Origin of the sequence: Pseudoalteromonas luteoviolacea, from assembly GCF_001696455.1 — a bacterium.
Classification (GTDB): Bacteria; Pseudomonadota; Gammaproteobacteria; order Enterobacterales; family Alteromonadaceae; genus Pseudoalteromonas; species Pseudoalteromonas luteoviolacea_C.
Genome location: NZ_MAUJ01000001.1, coordinates 705,521 through 720,982 on the forward strand (window position 1 = coordinate 705,521; position 15,462 = coordinate 720,982).

Annotated in this window: 15 protein-coding genes; 9 read left to right on the forward strand and 6 right to left on the reverse strand. The window is 42.1% G+C overall.

Annotation, left to right across the window (positions count from 1 at the left end):
• From A7985_RS02975 to A7985_RS02990, 4 genes are all read left to right on the forward strand, one after another.
• Entirely contained in the window at positions 1 to 3,615 is a 3,615-nt protein-coding gene (locus A7985_RS02975) for a contractile injection system tape measure protein (RefSeq protein WP_065788936.1), read from the forward strand.
• A gap of 230 nt (positions 3,616 to 3,845) precedes the next feature.
• Positions 3,846 to 4,421: a hypothetical protein gene (locus tag A7985_RS02980; protein WP_065788937.1), complete on the forward strand. Its 576-nt coding sequence runs from the start codon at positions 3,846 to 3,848 to the stop codon at positions 4,419 to 4,421.
• Between the two features lie 78 nt (positions 4,422 to 4,499).
• Positions 4,500 to 4,991 (forward strand): hypothetical protein, encoded by a 492-nt coding sequence (locus tag A7985_RS02985; RefSeq protein ID WP_065788938.1) that lies wholly within the window; start codon positions 4,500 to 4,502, stop codon positions 4,989 to 4,991.
• Between the two features lie 54 nt (positions 4,992 to 5,045).
• Positions 5,046 to 5,651: a hypothetical protein gene (locus A7985_RS02990; RefSeq protein WP_065788939.1), complete on the forward strand. Its 606-nt coding sequence runs from the start codon at positions 5,046 to 5,048 to the stop codon at positions 5,649 to 5,651.
• 160 nt (positions 5,652 to 5,811) lie between these two features.
• Here A7985_RS02990 and A7985_RS02995 read toward each other — a convergent pair whose 3' ends face one another.
• A complete protein-coding gene (locus tag A7985_RS02995) occupies positions 5,812 to 6,084 on the reverse strand; it encodes a hypothetical protein (protein ID WP_065788940.1) in 273 nt (90 codons plus the stop codon).
• Between the two features lie 496 nt (positions 6,085 to 6,580).
• Here A7985_RS02995 and glnS point away from each other — a divergent pair, with 496 nt between their 5' ends.
• The 3 genes from glnS to A7985_RS03010 all read left to right on the forward strand — a co-directional run bounded on the left by glnS (position 6,581) and on the right by A7985_RS03010 (position 10,601).
• A complete protein-coding gene (gene glnS, locus A7985_RS03000; RefSeq protein WP_065788941.1) occupies positions 6,581 to 8,242 on the forward strand; it encodes a glutamine--tRNA ligase in 1,662 nt (553 codons plus the stop codon).
• A gap of 99 nt (positions 8,243 to 8,341) precedes the next feature.
• A complete protein-coding gene (locus tag A7985_RS03005; RefSeq protein WP_065788942.1) occupies positions 8,342 to 10,156 on the forward strand; it encodes a protein kinase domain-containing protein in 1,815 nt (604 codons plus the stop codon).
• A gap of 139 nt (positions 10,157 to 10,295) precedes the next feature.
• A complete protein-coding gene (locus A7985_RS03010) occupies positions 10,296 to 10,601 on the forward strand; it encodes a hypothetical protein (RefSeq protein ID WP_063371918.1) in 306 nt (101 codons plus the stop codon).
• A 68-nt stretch (positions 10,602 to 10,669) separates the two neighbouring features.
• Here A7985_RS03010 and fur read toward each other — a convergent pair whose 3' ends face one another.
• The 5 genes from fur to A7985_RS03035 all read right to left on the reverse strand — a co-directional run bounded on the left by fur (position 10,670) and on the right by A7985_RS03035 (position 13,132).
• A complete protein-coding gene (gene fur, locus A7985_RS03015; RefSeq protein WP_063371919.1) occupies positions 10,670 to 11,113 on the reverse strand; it encodes a ferric iron uptake transcriptional regulator in 444 nt (147 codons plus the stop codon).
• A 116-nt stretch (positions 11,114 to 11,229) separates the two neighbouring features.
• The gene (gene fldA, locus A7985_RS03020; protein WP_063371920.1) at positions 11,230 to 11,757 is read right to left on the reverse strand and encodes a flavodoxin FldA; all 528 of its coding nucleotides are present in this window, start codon (positions 11,755 to 11,757) and stop codon (positions 11,230 to 11,232) included.
• A 13-nt stretch (positions 11,758 to 11,770) separates the two neighbouring features.
• Positions 11,771 to 12,049, reverse strand: coding sequence for a LexA regulated protein (gene ybfE, locus A7985_RS03025; protein ID WP_023399385.1), 279 nt, complete (start codon positions 12,047 to 12,049; stop codon positions 11,771 to 11,773).
• On the reverse strand, positions 12,049 to 12,270 hold the full coding sequence (locus A7985_RS03030) for a DUF2788 domain-containing protein (protein ID WP_023399386.1): 222 nt from the start codon (positions 12,268 to 12,270) through the stop codon (positions 12,049 to 12,051). The genes ybfE and A7985_RS03030 overlap by 1 nt, the downstream gene beginning before the upstream one ends.
• Positions 12,271 to 12,358: 88 nt before the next feature.
• Complete coding sequence (locus A7985_RS03035) at positions 12,359 to 13,132, reverse strand: alpha/beta fold hydrolase (protein ID WP_065788943.1); 774 nt, start codon at positions 13,130 to 13,132, stop codon at positions 12,359 to 12,361.
• 126 nt (positions 13,133 to 13,258) lie between these two features.
• Between A7985_RS03035 and seqA the strand changes: the two genes are divergently transcribed.
• Positions 13,259 to 13,807 carry a replication initiation negative regulator SeqA gene (gene seqA / locus A7985_RS03040; protein ID WP_065788944.1) on the forward strand — a complete coding sequence of 183 codons (549 nt, stop codon included), beginning with the start codon at positions 13,259 to 13,261 and terminating at the stop codon, positions 13,805 to 13,807.
• 9 nt (positions 13,808 to 13,816) lie between these two features.
• Positions 13,817 to 15,454, forward strand: coding sequence for a phosphoglucomutase (alpha-D-glucose-1,6-bisphosphate-dependent) (pgm, locus tag A7985_RS03045; RefSeq protein ID WP_065788945.1), 1,638 nt, complete (start codon positions 13,817 to 13,819; stop codon positions 15,452 to 15,454).
• The last annotated feature ends 8 nt before the right edge of the window (positions 15,455 to 15,462 follow it).

A 15,462-nucleotide genomic window follows, 5' to 3' on the forward strand; every position in this document is an offset into this window, starting at 1 on the left:
ATGAAACTAGCAATCGCGCAAATAGGGGCTGATATTGATGCCCCTTCATCTCTCATTGACTCAGGGCAATATAGTGTAGGTGCCCTAGAGTCACTATTAAAAACATGGCTACACCATGCGATTAACCAATTGCAACTGGATGTATCTGAAGTTGAGCTCCTAAAAGGAAAGGACGTTTGTTTAGATGATATTAGTATTGAATTACCAGATATTGATTTAACCGCCTTACATGCGGATCCTAAAGGGTATTTTGAACGTGTATTTAGCCCCGTCATACGGCGAGTGCTAAAGCACTCGATTGAGGTGCAACTCAATGCACAAAGCTCAGCGAAAAACACCGAAGTGCATGAGTTTGTATCAAGTGTGGCGGAGTTAGAGTTTGGGCATCTAGATGAAAAAGTAATGATCTGCTTAAAAGAGGCGTTCTTAAAATGCATAACCGAAAATAAACAAGCGTTTTTAGGGCTGATCACGTCTACCGAGTGGCCAGCTTTGCGCGACACCTTTATTAAAGCGTTGTGTAACAGCCCACAGCAGGTTGCTTCCTTTATTGACACTTTAGTAGGAAATCTCCCTTCCACTAATGTCGCTGAGGTAGTCAATAAGCTTTCGCCAGAAGACCGGTTTTCGTTATGGCTAGATATTGAGTCAATATACTGCGCAAACGATAACCATCAGGCTCAACTGCAAGAGCGTATTAAGGTGCTCGCGATCGCTTACGAGTATTTTATTCGCGGTGAATTTAATCGCTTGGCATTAAATAGGGTGACCGCTGCGTTAATACGCCCACAAAGTGACCTGAAATTACTAAAAACATGGTTTGCGATAAAAGCCGCGAATGATCTAACGGACAATGACAGGCGCACGTTAGCTCGTATTGTTAATCGAGTTCTTGCGCATTCAAATGGAACAAGTGATTTAGCGTACATTCTTCAAAAGCCTCTGACGCATACTTCGTTAAGAGAGCTAATTACAACGTTTCGCGGTGATTCTAGCCCTATAGCCCAGCAAGAGCTATTGGGAGGCTCACAAGAAAAGCTTATTACCTTGCCGATTTATCGTCAGTTTAAGCAGGGTTTCAAGTCTTCGTATTTGGCTTTGCAAAAATTGAGTAAGCTTCTAAATCATCGTAGTGCAAACCTCGAACTGCCACTGTTTGATCGCAAGAATTGGCTTTCTTTATTTACGCAAGCTGATGCTTTTAAGGATTTACCACACCCCATTTACAGGCTATTTCAACACATAGGGCAATCAGTTATTTACCCCAACGCCAATACTGACAAACAGCACAAGAAGACCGAGTATTTGCTTAAGCTGGTTGAGCGTGAGCTACAAGCGATATCTTTAGCACCAGAGCGTTTGTTTAATTATGTGTATGCAAATCGGATAAGAGCTTTGGTATGCACATTTGAAGATATGCCATCATCAATTCTGAAAAAATTACAAAATCATTGTAGTGCGGTGCGAGTAATCGGTGCTCCGCTGCAACAAAATGTCAATTTACAGGCATATACCGAATTGTTAAATGAATTGAGTTGCTGGCTGGTGGAAAACAAGCATGGCGTTATTCAGAACAGTGAAGAAGCACAGCCGTCAAACGAGATTGTTAGTCGGCTTTGTGAGTCCATCACCTTTTATTCTGAGTATGATGAGTCTGTATACGTTCCGCAAAGCGATAAGGGGGGGCAAGTAACGCAACCAGTGCAAAATGCAATTGCCAGCGCCGTTGAATTGCAAGGACCGCTCTCTAAATTGGTAGCAAAGCGGCAAACAAAGCGTTTTGAACAAGCGCAAATTGCGCAGTATCGCCTGGCGCTCTGTGTCATAAAGCAAGGATTAAACTCTGTAGAAAAAGCGATCCTAGAGGCACAAATGATAGGGGCTAGCACGCAAATACTCGCCTTGATGGTACAAAAATTTGGAGCAATAAAACCTCAACTACGTGCAGGGGAACAAAAAAATCACGATTTTACAGAGACTCAATCGCAAGCAAATCAGCGCATCGAAAGTGGGCTAGTAGCAGAGCTAACAACACTGTGCGCAACCATGCTCAAATCCGTACACACGACTTGTGGTGACATAGAGCGGTCTATTGAGCAGCAATGTGCTGACCCTGTAGAGGCGAGTTTGGCCAAGCCGTGCGTTGAGTATTCAGAGTCGCAGTTGGTAGATGAGAAGTACGATTTAGTCGTGGGGCGGTTAAAGCAGACTCAATTACTTGAGGTGCTGAGTAGAATTCGATGTTATCTAAACGAGCTTGTGCAACAAATCGAAAATATCACTGTATCAGTCAGCCTTAAAGGCACACATCAGTTAATCGCAGAACTGACGTTGTGTTTCATTAGCTGGAAAACGCTGTTAAGTGAAGCTGAATTTGTTGAAACAGTCATTGATATAGACCGTACTATCGACAAAAGTCTAGCCAAATTGCAAAGCTTACAAAAGCGAATTCTTGTTTTAAATCCTTATCTAGTAAACGATACACAGAAAACGTCGAGTTGGTGGGGGGGGCTTTTACAGTGCAGTATTGAAGAACTGACAAAATTATCAGTGATGGGCACAGATGCCTTTTCCGAATACCAAACAACGCCAGAACTGGTACCATCAAAGTGCAACGATTCGAAAGTTAGTACAAATAATGCGGCAGGTCTTATCCCAACGGACTTACTGATGGATTTAGTGAGTATGCAGTCTGCGAGCTCCTACCAACAGGTGCAGCAAATATTGACGCAATTTACTGACAGGCTCGAAGGTATTCTGCTTAAACCCAAGTCAGCCGACTCTCCCGAATTCCCTTCCTCTTATCACGGTACAGAGGGCGTGTTTGCTATCGCAGCCCAAGAGGAAGTTAATTTAGAAACAGAATTACAACTGGGGTTTGTGGATGTAAGTGAAGCGTCGCAACAACGCGTAGAACAGCAATTCTACTCGAGTGCGAAACGCATCGTTGCGCAAAGTAAAACTTTAATGTGCCGGCTATCAAAACAAGCCGAAAAACATGAAGGCCGAGTGCTTGCAGCTGGCCTCACCGAGTTACGTAAACAAACTTTACAGGCGCTGGAAAGTGCTAAAGCAATTTATCAATCAAGCATAGAGAAATTGGTGAGTGAAGATGCTGGCATTGTACTGTTGTGGCCTTTTTTGGAAACCTTGTTTCGCAAGTTTGAGCTACTTTGTGAGGAAGAGTCTGGCAATGTGGTGTTTTGCAATGAGGTGTGCCAGCAAAAGGCGCATCAATTACTGTGCTACTTAGTTGATACCGACCCACAAGCGCATGAAACCTATGCAATCAACGCAGTATTGGGCCTGCCCTTGGATTATTGCTGTGAACATGAAATGCCACTCGATGATCTCGACATTTCTGAGTTAGATCGGCTTCTTGAGGTTGCGATTCTGCGTTGGGAAGCCCTTAAAGGGATGCCCAATAGCGTGTTCAAAGAAGTGTTCTTACATCGAAATGGAGAAGTTAACTTGACGTCAAACGGTGTCAGCATTGCCGTCGAAACCAAGCCTCAAGATATTCTAATGATGAAGCTGCCGTGGGGCTTGGGCATCGCCCAACTGCCTTGGTTAGGTAATGATCTTATCAATATCGATTGGCAATACGGCATATAGTAAGCCGTAACCTCATTAAACCAACTTGGTACATGCTCATGGTGACTGTTTACCTCTGAGCATGGTTGCCCATTTTATTTATTCACTAATTACGCCTTCGCGCGTTTTAAAAAAAACAATAATAGCGGACTGAATCTGAGATTTTGGTCCATCAACCCACCAATGGCAAGGTATCTAACGGGTTGGTATCACCCATGTTAATCCAACCTAAATTTAAAATGGAGAAGTGTATGCCTGTAAATAATTATTCAAACTTACGCGCCCTGATTGAAGAACATCAGGCGCGTCAACAGCAGTATCAAGTAGCCGAATCTAAAGTACAATCATATTTAGATTACAATCGACATAGTCTTTTACAGCACTTGAATAACTTATTTGAAAATAGAGTGTTGCCGCATTTGGAAACAGCGAAAGCCCTCTTAATTGAGCAAGGGTATACAGCTTCAATAGAAATTGAAAAACAAACGTTACATGAAGGGGACTCACCTATCGAGGTGATTAGTCAGGTCACTTTACTGTTTTCGGGTAACCCTCAAGAGCAAGACATTGGCCTAAATAGGTTACTTATTTTTACACGACCCAATCACTCTTTCATTTATTCAAAGTACCTAACTGAACTGGTGACGAGCCAAGTCCAACCTCTATTTTTTGCGGATGAGTACTACTACAAAAATGTACAAGCCCCGGAGCTTCATTTTCCCCATTGGCCTTGCCCACCTAACTTTGAAGACCATAGTGAGTTTAAGTCGATGCTGTCAGATTTCTTGAGCCTAGTGTTTTTACAAATTCGGGGAAAGCTAAGTTAGCTTTCAAGTCGAATTAAATACTTTTCACAAATGCCACTGAGGTACGTCCATTGATAAGTTGAATCAAGAGGTGGCTCCGTGGCGGATTATCATAAAGCATTTCAATATGCATTCAGTGTGGAATCGATAGAACCCAGCAGTACCCAAGCTGGGTTGGAAAAGTTAGCCATATGGCAAACACTAAGCGTGAATGGTTTCTCAGAGAAAGAGATATGCGCATTGTGCGAAGACTTGTACGTGTCTGAGCTTTGGCATTTTTTAAAAGGCGCACAAATTTATGACCAAAAGGTAGCTGGGTTATTGTTACTGGTCGCATCTAGAGGCTACCTAAGTGAGCTGCTTTCAGAAATACAACATTATGTGGGTATTCAGCAAAGTAGTGAAATGTGTGATGCAACGCTTCGTTACATCAACAAGGTATCTGTATCCAAGTTACAACAGTGGCTGTATGCCAGCGTTGCATATTTTGACCTTGTAAAGCAAAAGCAAACACTTATCGAAAGGAAAACAGCGACAAGGTATACCGTGAAAGGTGAATTAATTCCCAATATCGGTATATTATCTGTTTAAAACGTTAGCTTGATGAGCTGGCGGGCTGAATGAGTAGTAAATTAGGGAATAAACATGGCTATAAAATTACCGGATATCGGGCGTTTTACATTTGAGCAGGAAGGGCAAGAAGGGGGGCGGTATCACAGTCGTATTCTTCATGTGCCTACTAATAGTTCAGGGTTAACTATCGGGCGTGGATTTGACTTAAAGCATCGAGACCCGGATGAGGTAATGACCTTGCTGTCTCAAGCGGGGGTTTCCTTTGAAGACGCTAAGTTATTATCAAAAGCAGCTGGTTTATTTGGCGAAACCGCCAGAAAGTTTATTGAAGAACACGGTCTTAATAAGTTTGAGGTTAGCCATCAGGAACAGGTTAAGTTATTTGAGCAGACCTATTTAGATATGGCAAACGATGTTAAACGCATCTGTAATAAAGCAGATTGCGTCGAAGCCTATGGTGCGGTGGATTGGTATGGCTTGAACCCAAAAATCAAAGACATTCTTGTCGACTTGAGATACCGAGGTGATTACACACCTGCAACGCGGCGTAGAATTCAACGTTATGTCGCACAGAATGACTTGGCTTCTTTTAGTAAAGAAATGTCAGATAAAGAACTTTGGCACAAAGTGCCAAGAGAACGCTTTAAACAGCGACTTGCATATTTGCTCGAAAGCTAATTGATGCACCGGCTAGATTCAGCATCTGGTTAAAAAGCTTATCTCTGTGAGATAGACTTTCTCCATAAGCGCTGAGTGTGTTTTAGAATGCTTGTGCCATCGGCCAGTTTAATGGTTATGGCACAAACGATAAACTTAGCGATGAGGCCGTCTGAAAAGCCTATCTAAAAGTGTAATATTGATAAATATATACGCCGCCAGGTGCCCATCCTCCAGGTCCTGCGATTGTCCAGCTTGGTGGACATTTCTGTGAAGCTCGTACTGTCTTTGTCTCCCAAAGTGGCGCTGTAGAATTACTATGTGCAGCGGTTAATTTGTAGTAACAGACTTTATAAGTTGCACTTGAACTGCTGTTTTCCGTAGCTGTTGCACTGAGACTAAATGCTGCTACGCCGGCAACCAAAGCCGCACGCATAAACGCACTTGTTTTCATCTTATTTCCTTGACTTAGTTTATATGATTTAAGGCGAACCTTAGTTTAATTTGTCAGAACTAGACCCGATTACTTAAACATAAGCTGAATATAATGTGAACAGGTTGAACTTGGGATATTTTCAAGTTCAATCTTTGTCGTTATTGTCCTCAAGAGTATAAATTTCTGGCTCAAGCTGACAATCTCGTATCCAGTTATAGAGATATCCAGCGGTGTTACAAGCACTTTGAACTTGTGACGAATACTCATCCCGCTTGCTCACTTCATGTAGTTATTAACTCTGTATCGATTCACAACACTTGAAAATCGTGTAGCTTGGACACATAACAAAAAGCCTAAGCAAACTAAACTGGCTGCAAAATAGTCGGTAATTTGCTCAGTGTTTAAAAAACACTAAATAAATCGGCTTTAACAGCGGATAAGCGCTGTAAGTTACCAAATTATTTTGTAATAATGCCTCAGTTAACAAGCTACATATTCAGAGGAAAGACCTCCTATGGCGGATACAGAGAATCGCCCAACTAATTTCATAAGAAATATTATTGACGGGGATCTGGCAAGCGGTAAACACGCGTCAACCCATACGCGTTTCCCGCCAGAACCAAATGGTTTTTTACACATTGGTCACGCAAAGTCTATCTGCCTGAACTTCGGGATAGCACAAGATTATAAAGGTCTTTGTAATCTTCGTTTCGATGATACGAATCCAGAAAAAGAAGACATCGATTATGTGCACTCTATTCAGGAAGATGTGAAGTGGTTAGGCTTTGATTGGGACGGTGAAATTTGTTACTCGTCAAGTTACTTTGACAAGTTATACGGCTACGCAGTTGAGCTAATTGAAAAAGGCTTAGCGTATGTTTGCTTTCTTTCACCAGAGCAAGCTAGAGAGTACCGTGGAACACTGACCGAACCAGGTAAAAATAGCCCACACAGAGATACGTCTGTTGAAGAGAATCTAGCACTGTTTGAAAAAATGAAAAACGGTGAGTTTAAAGAGGGCGAATGCGTATTACGTGCAAAAATTGATATGGCGAGTTCATTCATGGTTTTGCGCGATCCAATTATTTATAGAATTCGTTTTGCACATCATCACCAAACAGGTGACAAATGGTGCATTTACCCGATGTATGACTTCACGCATTGTATTTCTGATGCACTCGAAGGCATTACACACTCACTGTGTACGCTAGAGTTCCAAGATAATCGCCGCCTTTACGACTGGGTGTTAGAGAATATCAGCATTGAGTGCAAACCTCAGCAAATCGAGTTTTCACGCTTAAACCTTGAATACACGGTTATGTCCAAGCGTAAACTAAACGATTTGGTTGAAAATGGCCAAGTCGAAGGGTGGGATGACCCGCGCATGCCAACGATTGCTGGACTGCGTCGCCGAGGTTATACACCAGCGTCAATTCGTGAGTTTTGTAAGCGTATTGGTATCACCAAGCAAGATAATATGGTCGAAATGGGCATGCTTGAAGCGTGTATCCGTGATGACTTGAATGAGAACGCGCCGCGTGCGATGGCAGTACTTGACCCAGTTAAAATCGTGATCGAAAACTTCGATGCTGACAAAGTTGAAATGCTTAGTGCACCAAATCACCCAACACTTGATATGGGTGAGCGAGAGCTGCCGTTCACGAGAGAAATTTTTATCGAGCGTGAAGATTTCCGTGTGGAAGCCAACAAAAAGTTTAAGCGTTTAGTGCTTGGTAAAGAAGTGCGTTTACGTAATGCTTATGTGATTAAAGCAGAGCGTATTGAAGAGGACGACGCTGGCAATATTACAACGATTTTCTGCTCTTACGACGACGAAACCTTGGGTAAAAACCCAGCGGATGGTCGTAAAGTGAAAGGTGTAATCCACTGGGTTTCAGCAACGCACTGCATTGAAGCTGAAGTGCGTCAGTACGACCGCTTATTCAACGTACCAAACCCAGCTGCGGCGGAAGACTTTACCGCGACACTGAACCCAGAGTCGCTTGTGATCATTGCAAATGCTAAGTTAGAGCCGTCATTGGCGAATGCTGAAGCTGAGCAAGGCTTCCAGTTTGAACGACTTGGTTATTATAGCCGTGATAACAAAGCCGAGACGTTAACTTTCAACCAGACGGTTGGGTTAAGAGACTCGTGGGCAAAAATTGAAAAGGCTTAAAGCTTAGCCGTCAAAATTTGCAGTAATTGATAAAAAAGGTCGACAAATGTCGGCCTTTTTTTCAATATATTCATAATATTAGTTTGAGAAGTGCTCGCCGTGAGTAAACAGTCAATTCATAATTTTTATATCAATGAGCAGCAATCCATCTATTTGCTATCCCATCATGATGCAAAAAAGCACCGCCAATGGCTGAACATATGTAAAAAGCAGTTAAGCTTGCTCGGCTATCAAGGAGTTGAATTAATCGGTTCAGGTGCATTTGGCTTTGTATTTGCTGGTGTAGAAGAGGGCGGTGAAGAGTGGGTGTTTAAATTCTCAAGAATTACGCTCGCACAAAGTGTGCGTGATAGGCTTGAAGATGAGGCCTACATGCTTTCTCAAATCAAAAATCCGATGGTGCCTGAGTTTTTTGCTTTTGAACGTGTAAAAAAACAAGGTATCTTGATGATGGCACGTGCCAAGGGTGAAGACTTAGAGCAGATCTCAATTAAGCAAGGTCGGCTTAACGCAAAGGATCTCGTTCAACTTGCACTTAAGCTTCGTAATGTACTCGTAGATCTGCGAGAAAGAAAAAATGGTATGTCTCCTCAGCCCATTGTTCACGGTGACATTAAGCCCTCGAACATAGTTTGGGATCAAGCGTCAGATGCCTTCTCGTTGGTGGATTGGGGAAGCTCGGTTTACGCACAAGTAGATGTGCACGGAGAGCCCATCGCAAGTAACATTATGGATCTGATGTCTTCTGATGTAGCAAGTACGAATGCACGCATGGGAGATGTTTACTTTATCGGTGATGAGCAAATGTCGGGCGCACGCTCATCGCCACGTTTTGATGAGCAAGGGGTTGCATCCACTATTTATGCCCTAGCAAGTGCGCAATCATGCCGCTTTGGTTCAAGTGTGATCCCCGCGACAAGTTTAGGGCTACCTATGGAGTTTGCTCGTGTAATAGATGGAATGTTAAGCCGGGATAAAGAGGTTAGGGATCAGGCGGGTGATTACTTTATGCGCAATATGCCAACGATGGCAAAAGTGTATTTACAAAAACTTGAGACTCCCCAATGCAAAGCGCCAATCCCTTTTTGGGTAACGCATTTGCAAGAACAACCCGATACCGTGGTTTATAGTTCACGCAAGCAGTTTTTGCGCAGAGCAGATCACAACCAGCAGTTGTTAGATGTTAACGATGCGCAATTGGATAGATACTACAAAGAGTTTCTGTTTGATACTGGCGATACTGAGAAAGCATTTTTGGCTTCCATTAGCCGTTTAGCCAAATATCCAGTTGTAGGTGGTCTGAGCTTTCATTGGCAGGAGGAGTCGGTATTTGTCGAGTCGAGCTTAATGTTGCATGATGAGTCTCTGGATGTTGCGTTTACTGATGCCGTAAATGCTACGGTAATGTTGGCTCAGGGGATTGAACAAAAAGGTCTATTCAAGTGTTGCTTGTTCGACGCTCGCCAAACCATCCAATTACAACGAGATGAGACAGGCGCGTATATTTTTGAGAACCTACCAGAGCTGCAGTACAGTGTAAGTCATGTGGCAGCGTCAGAAGTGACACGCCCGCATTCATATTTCGAAGATGGTAAAGATCCAGATGAACAGCTTAATCTGCCAAAACAAATCATCCAATGTGTTTTTGAGTTAAACAAAATACACCATACTGGCTGTATCATATTCGAATCTTTGAGTGATAGATTAAAAATCCATTATTACTACAGGCTACTGGATGCGGAAAAAGAAGCGCAGTTTTCAGCTTTGCTGCGTGAGATAATTCAGTATACGGTGAGTATTCAAGATTATGGTGTCGCTGGGTTTATGAAATTACCGTATAAAAATACTCGGGAATTTTCGTTGTGTCCTCGGCAATCTGAACGCTTTTACCCAAAAAACCCCAAAAGAAATTGAACAGAGACACTGAATTGCGAAGGGGTTAAGGCGAGCGCGATATCCCTCAAATAGACTAGTTAATTTCTTCATAGTATATGACGAATTGTCAATTGTAATTCCAAGCCGCTTGTTGCACCCTTTGTGCAAAGGAGGAATTATGGACAAAGAGAAAAGGCAGGAGATCTTAACGTTAAGTTGGGGGATCCATGACGAAGTAGAGCAGGCAATAGTACGTCATAAAGCAGTTCAAGGAGACGACTCATGGCCAGAAAAGCAGCGTTTGCTAATAGCAGACATGTCCCTTCATTTATTGCAAACCGCACTAAAGCCGGAGCCCATGTGTAAAGACAAGCTAAAAAACAATCTAAATGCGATATTAACGTTGTCGGACGATTTTGTGACCGAGGTGGATTTAAAGCGCGTTGCTGACGCTTTGTACGGGTTGGAGAAAACCACAACGTAGGTATAATTTACCCATAAAAAAGCCAGCTTAGCGCTGGCTTCAATATTTTAATAGCGTAAAAGCTATTATTATTCTTCCGACTCAGTAAACTTTCTGCAAGCTTCTTCATCGACACACTCACCGTACAAGTACAAAGAATGGTTGGTCAGTTTGATGCCATTGCTTGTTGCAATTTCAACCTGACGCGTTTCGATAACGTCGTCTTCAAACTCGATAACTTTACCGCACTTCAAACATACCAAGTGGTCATGGTGTGTGCTGCCCGATAATTCAAAAACAGATTTTCCGCCTTCGAAGTGGTGACGAGTCACGATACCAGCGTCATCAAATTGGTTTAAAACACGGTATACAGTCGCAAGGCCGATTTCCTCGCCTTTATCCAACAGGATCTTATATACGTCTTCTGCGCTGATATGTTGGTTTTCAGGAGATTGTAAGATCTCTAGAATTTTTATACGCGGTAAGGTGACTTTTAAGCCCGCCTTTTTAAGCTCTAAGTTGTGATCAGTCATTTAATCTGTCTCAATCTATTTTCTTTTACTTCAATTCTTAAGAATAAGCACGACCATTTTCTTAAGAATAACGTGCACGGGCAACAAGTCAAAGCTTGTTTTAGTAATTCAAAGAATTAATCTTCTAATTCGCTTAAACACATTTCGTCGTAAACCTGAGCACACCAAGCTTTAATACGCTGCTCAGTTAGCTCTGGCTGGCGATCTTCATCAATACCAAGACCGACAAAGTGGCTATCGTCTACGAGTGCTTTAGACGCCTCGAACTCATAACCTTCTGTTGACCAATGACCGACCACGATTGCGCCGCGCTCAGTTACGATATCGTTTACCATGCCCATTGCATCTAAGAAATATTCAGCATAGTCTTCTTGATCGCCGCAACCAAAGATAGCAACTAGCTTACCTTCGAAGTTGATCTCTTCTAGTTCTGGGAAAAAGTCGTCCCAGTCACATTGTGCTTCACCGTAGTACCAAGTAGGGATACCAAACAAAATTAGGTCGAACTCTTCAATGTCAGCTTTGCTACTTTTAGCAATATCTTTAACATCAATTAACTTTTTGCCTAATTCTTTTTGGATCTGTTTAGCAACGTGTTCGGTGTTACCCGTATCACTGCCGAAAAAAATACCTACGCTTGCCATTAATTACTTACCTTTATCTATTAATCGCTAATTTCTCTTGCAAGATGGTTTCAATGAGTGCGCTACGGCTGATATTTTGCTCTTCCGCCATATCACTCAAAGCTTGGTAAAGTTCAGAAGAAACTTTAAACTCTACGCGCTTTAACCCTCTTGCTCTATCTCTTTTAATTTGATTACGCTTGTTGATCTTAAGCTGCATCTCCCTGGGTAAGGGATTTGTTTTCGGCCGACCAGGGCGCTTTTCATTTTCAAATAAGTCGATAGTTGTTCTATCTAATTCAGACTTGGCCATTAACCAACACCCGCACCTTGCCAAAACACTTGGATAACACCTTTGGCTATAAAACCAGAACAACCTAAAAACAACACCAGCCAGACGATGTATCGACCAAATTTAGGCACGTCACCTTTCTTTAGAACGTCCTGTATCGCCATTCCAATAAGAAAAAATATACATGCGAGAGCAAAGTAAAAACCAAGAGTTTCAAACTCATTTATGTATTGACTGATCATCTTTGCACTACTAAAACCTTAAACGGCGGCTACTATAGCATACCTATCTACAATAAATTAAGCGGCGCCGCATAAAAATCTCTGACAATTATTGAATAAAATCAATAATTGAACGATTTACTGCTTCTGGCTTTTCTGCATGAAGCCAATGGCCTGCACCTTGGATGATTTTCGCTTTCGCTTTTGAAAACGCGCCAACAATGGCTTCCCTGTGCTCTGCCAGAATATAATCGGAGTTATTACCTTTAATAAAGAGCGTATCACACAAACAGGTACGAGGTGTATCTATGTTAGAGATTATCTTAGAATAATTTTCTTCTATGACAGATAGATTGAAACGCCACTCCAGCTCACCTTGTTGATTTTTCGCGAGACTTTTTAACAAAAATTGTCTGACACCGAGTTCTTCAATTGAGTCCGACATAATTTTATCAGCTTCGCTACGGGATGCTGGAGACTGTTGGCTTACTTTGTTTAGCGCTGCAATTATGGTGTCGTGTCTTGGGTGATAGTCTACGGGAGCAATATCTAGAATGACTAATTTTTCGACTTTTTGTTCTTCGAGCATAGCAACCTGCATAGCAACTTTGCCGCCCATGGAGTGACCAACGAGTATCACTTTTTCTAGTCCAAGGTGACTAATGAGCGATAGTACGTCATCAGCCATAACTTGATAATTCATATCGTCACTTTTAAAAGAACGACCGTGATTACGAAGGTCTACGTTAATGACATTGAAGCTTGGTTCAAGTGCTCTAGCAATGACATTGAGATTTTCTAAAGAACCAAATAAGCCATGAATTAAGATCACTGATTTAGCGTTATTTTGGTCTAATCCACTTTGTTTAAAATTGAGTAACATACTACCTCCGAGTTTCCGGTGCTATTTTGCCAGTGTTAATTCAAAAATCAAAGCCGTAGAGGAATATGATAAATTTAGATATAATCCGTTGCAGATGCGGTATATGTACAAAATGACAGGACAAGCATGAAAACAATAGAAATAGATGACGAGCTATATCAATACATTGCAAGCAATACGCAGAGTATTGGTGAGAGCGCCTCACAGATCCTGCGTCGTTTATTAGAGTTAGAGCCTTCACAGGTCAATTCGGTAAAAACGGTAACCGAAGATGAAGAAGCGGCTGAAATTCAACCAGTTAAAGAGGTTGAAGAGAAGCCTGAGCCAATTAAAGAAGCTGCAAATGTATTCAACATATTGAATAAAGAAGAGCTTGCTATGCAAAAGGGTGTAGTGGGTCGGTTTTTATTTATTTTGGCAGCGTTTCACAGAACTCACAAAGCCCAGTTCAATAAAGTACTTGAAATTAAAGGGCGAGACAGAATTTACTTCGCAAAAAGTAAAGAAGCGTTACTTGAAAGCGGGAGCAGTATGAACCCAAAAAATATCACTGATAGTGAGTATTGGGTCATGACCAATTCAAATACCACGCGTAAAAAGATGATGTTGCACGAGGTGGCTCTAAACTTAGGCTACTCTCAGCAGCAAGCAGAAACCATTCGAGACTACCTATAAGGAAATGTGATGGCAAACCATCCAAACGCAGGCAAACCAGCTCCCAAATCTCAGCTCGCGAATATTCCAAAGCTGGTTTCAGCTTATTATTTAAACGAGCCTGATTTAGAAGTGAATCCCGATCAATGTGTTGCTTTTGGCACCTCTGGTCATCGTGGTTGCTCATACAATGTGAAGTTTAACGAATCGCATATTTTGGCTATCACACAAGCTATTTGTGACTATCGAAAGGCAAATAATATTTTTGGACCACTTTTTTTGGGCAAAGATACACACGCACTTTCAGAAGCTGCATTTAACTCTGCGATTGAAGTGCTTGTTGCCAATGAAGTGCAAGTGATCACTCAAGATGGAGATGATTTCACTCCCACACCCGTAATAAGTCATGCGATTGTTTGTCACAATAGGACGCACCCTCAGGAGCTAGCTGATGGCATTGTTGTGACGCCATCACATAACCCACCAGAGGATGGAGGCTTTAAATATAACCCGCCAAATGGTGGGCCAGCGGATACCGATGTCACGAATTGGATCGAGCAAAGAGCCAACCAATTGTTACGTGAAGACTTAGTCGAAGTAGAGTTATTCCCATTTGCTAAAGCTAAGCGCTCAGGTTTCATTAAATATGAAGATTTGGTCACACCATATGTTGACGATCTTGCAAACGTAATCGATTTAGATGCGATAGCAAAAGCACAGGTAAACATTGGTATTGATCCGTTAGGTGGTTCGGGCATTAATTTTTGGCCAGTAATTGCTGAGCGTTTTAATCTGAATTTAACGGTTGTGAATGATGAAGTTGACCCTCGCTTTGCGTTTATGCCATTGGATAAAGATGGCAAAATTCGTATGGATTGCTCGTCGCCATTCGCAATGGCTAATCTAATTGCGTTGAAAGATGACTATGATATCGGCATAGGGAATGACCCTGATTATGATCGCCATGGAATAGTAACAAAAGACGGTTTGATGAATCCAAATCATTTCTTGGCCGTTGCTATCGATTATTTGCTGCAACATCGTGACTGGGCAAAAGATATCAAAGTAGGTAAAACACTTGTTTCGAGTGGCATGATCGACAAAGTTGTTCAAAACCTCGACCACGAAGTATATGAAGTACCAGTGGGTTTTAAATGGTTTGTGGAAGGCTTAAGCGACAAATGGTTGGCATTTGGCGGTGAGGAAAGTGCTGGTGCGTCTTTCCTAAGAAAGAATGGTGATGTTTGGAACACGGATAAAGATGGTTTTATTCTGGGTCTATTGGCAGCTGAAATATTAGCGGTAACAGGTAAAACGCCGTCTGAGCGTTACCGTGAATTAGAGCAACAGTTCGGTGCGCCAAGCTATAAGAGAATTGATGCGCCAGCAACAGACGCACAAAAAGCGCGTTTGAAAGCTTTAAGTGTTGATGATGTTAAAGCGACGACGTTAGCGGGTGACAAAATTACGGATATTTTAACCCATGCGCCCGGAAATGGTGCTGCAATTGGTGGCTTAAAAGTCGTAACGGAGTCAGGCTGGTTTGCGGCGAGACCATCAGGCACAGAAGATATATACAAAATTTATTTAGAGTCTTTCAAGGGTGAAGATCATTTAGCTGAACTTGAAAGCGCGGCGAAAGCACTAGTAGATAGTGTCATTAGCTAAATTAATAC

What these genes read in the sequence shown, in the direction of transcription:
- A7985_RS02975 (WP_065788936.1), top strand. Translation starts at nt 1, where the DNA reads ATGAAACTAGCAATCGCGCAAATAGGGGCTGATATTGATGCCCCTTCA.
- A7985_RS02980 (WP_065788937.1), top strand. Translation starts at nt 3,846, where the DNA reads ATGCCTGTAAATAATTATTCAAACTTACGCGCCCTGATTGAAGAACAT.
- A7985_RS02990 (WP_065788939.1), top strand. Translation starts at nt 5,046, where the DNA reads ATGGCTATAAAATTACCGGATATCGGGCGTTTTACATTTGAGCAGGAA.
- A7985_RS02995 (WP_065788940.1), bottom strand. Translation starts at nt 6,084, where the DNA reads ATGAAAACAAGTGCGTTTATGCGTGCGGCTTTGGTTGCCGGCGTAGCA.
- glnS (WP_065788941.1), top strand. Translation starts at nt 6,581, where the DNA reads ATGGCGGATACAGAGAATCGCCCAACTAATTTCATAAGAAATATTATT.
- A7985_RS03010 (WP_063371918.1), top strand. Translation starts at nt 10,296, where the DNA reads ATGGACAAAGAGAAAAGGCAGGAGATCTTAACGTTAAGTTGGGGGATC.
- fur (WP_063371919.1), bottom strand. Translation starts at nt 11,113, where the DNA reads ATGACTGATCACAACTTAGAGCTTAAAAAGGCGGGCTTAAAAGTCACC.
- fldA (WP_063371920.1), bottom strand. Translation starts at nt 11,757, where the DNA reads ATGGCAAGCGTAGGTATTTTTTTCGGCAGTGATACGGGTAACACCGAA.
- ybfE (WP_023399385.1), bottom strand. Translation starts at nt 12,049, where the DNA reads ATGGCCAAGTCTGAATTAGATAGAACAACTATCGACTTATTTGAAAAT.
- A7985_RS03030 (WP_023399386.1), bottom strand. Translation starts at nt 12,270, where the DNA reads ATGATCAGTCAATACATAAATGAGTTTGAAACTCTTGGTTTTTACTTT.
- A7985_RS03035 (WP_065788943.1), bottom strand. Translation starts at nt 13,132, where the DNA reads ATGTTACTCAATTTTAAACAAAGTGGATTAGACCAAAATAACGCTAAA.
- seqA (WP_065788944.1), top strand. Translation starts at nt 13,259, where the DNA reads ATGAAAACAATAGAAATAGATGACGAGCTATATCAATACATTGCAAGC.
- pgm (WP_065788945.1), top strand. Translation starts at nt 13,817, where the DNA reads ATGGCAAACCATCCAAACGCAGGCAAACCAGCTCCCAAATCTCAGCTC.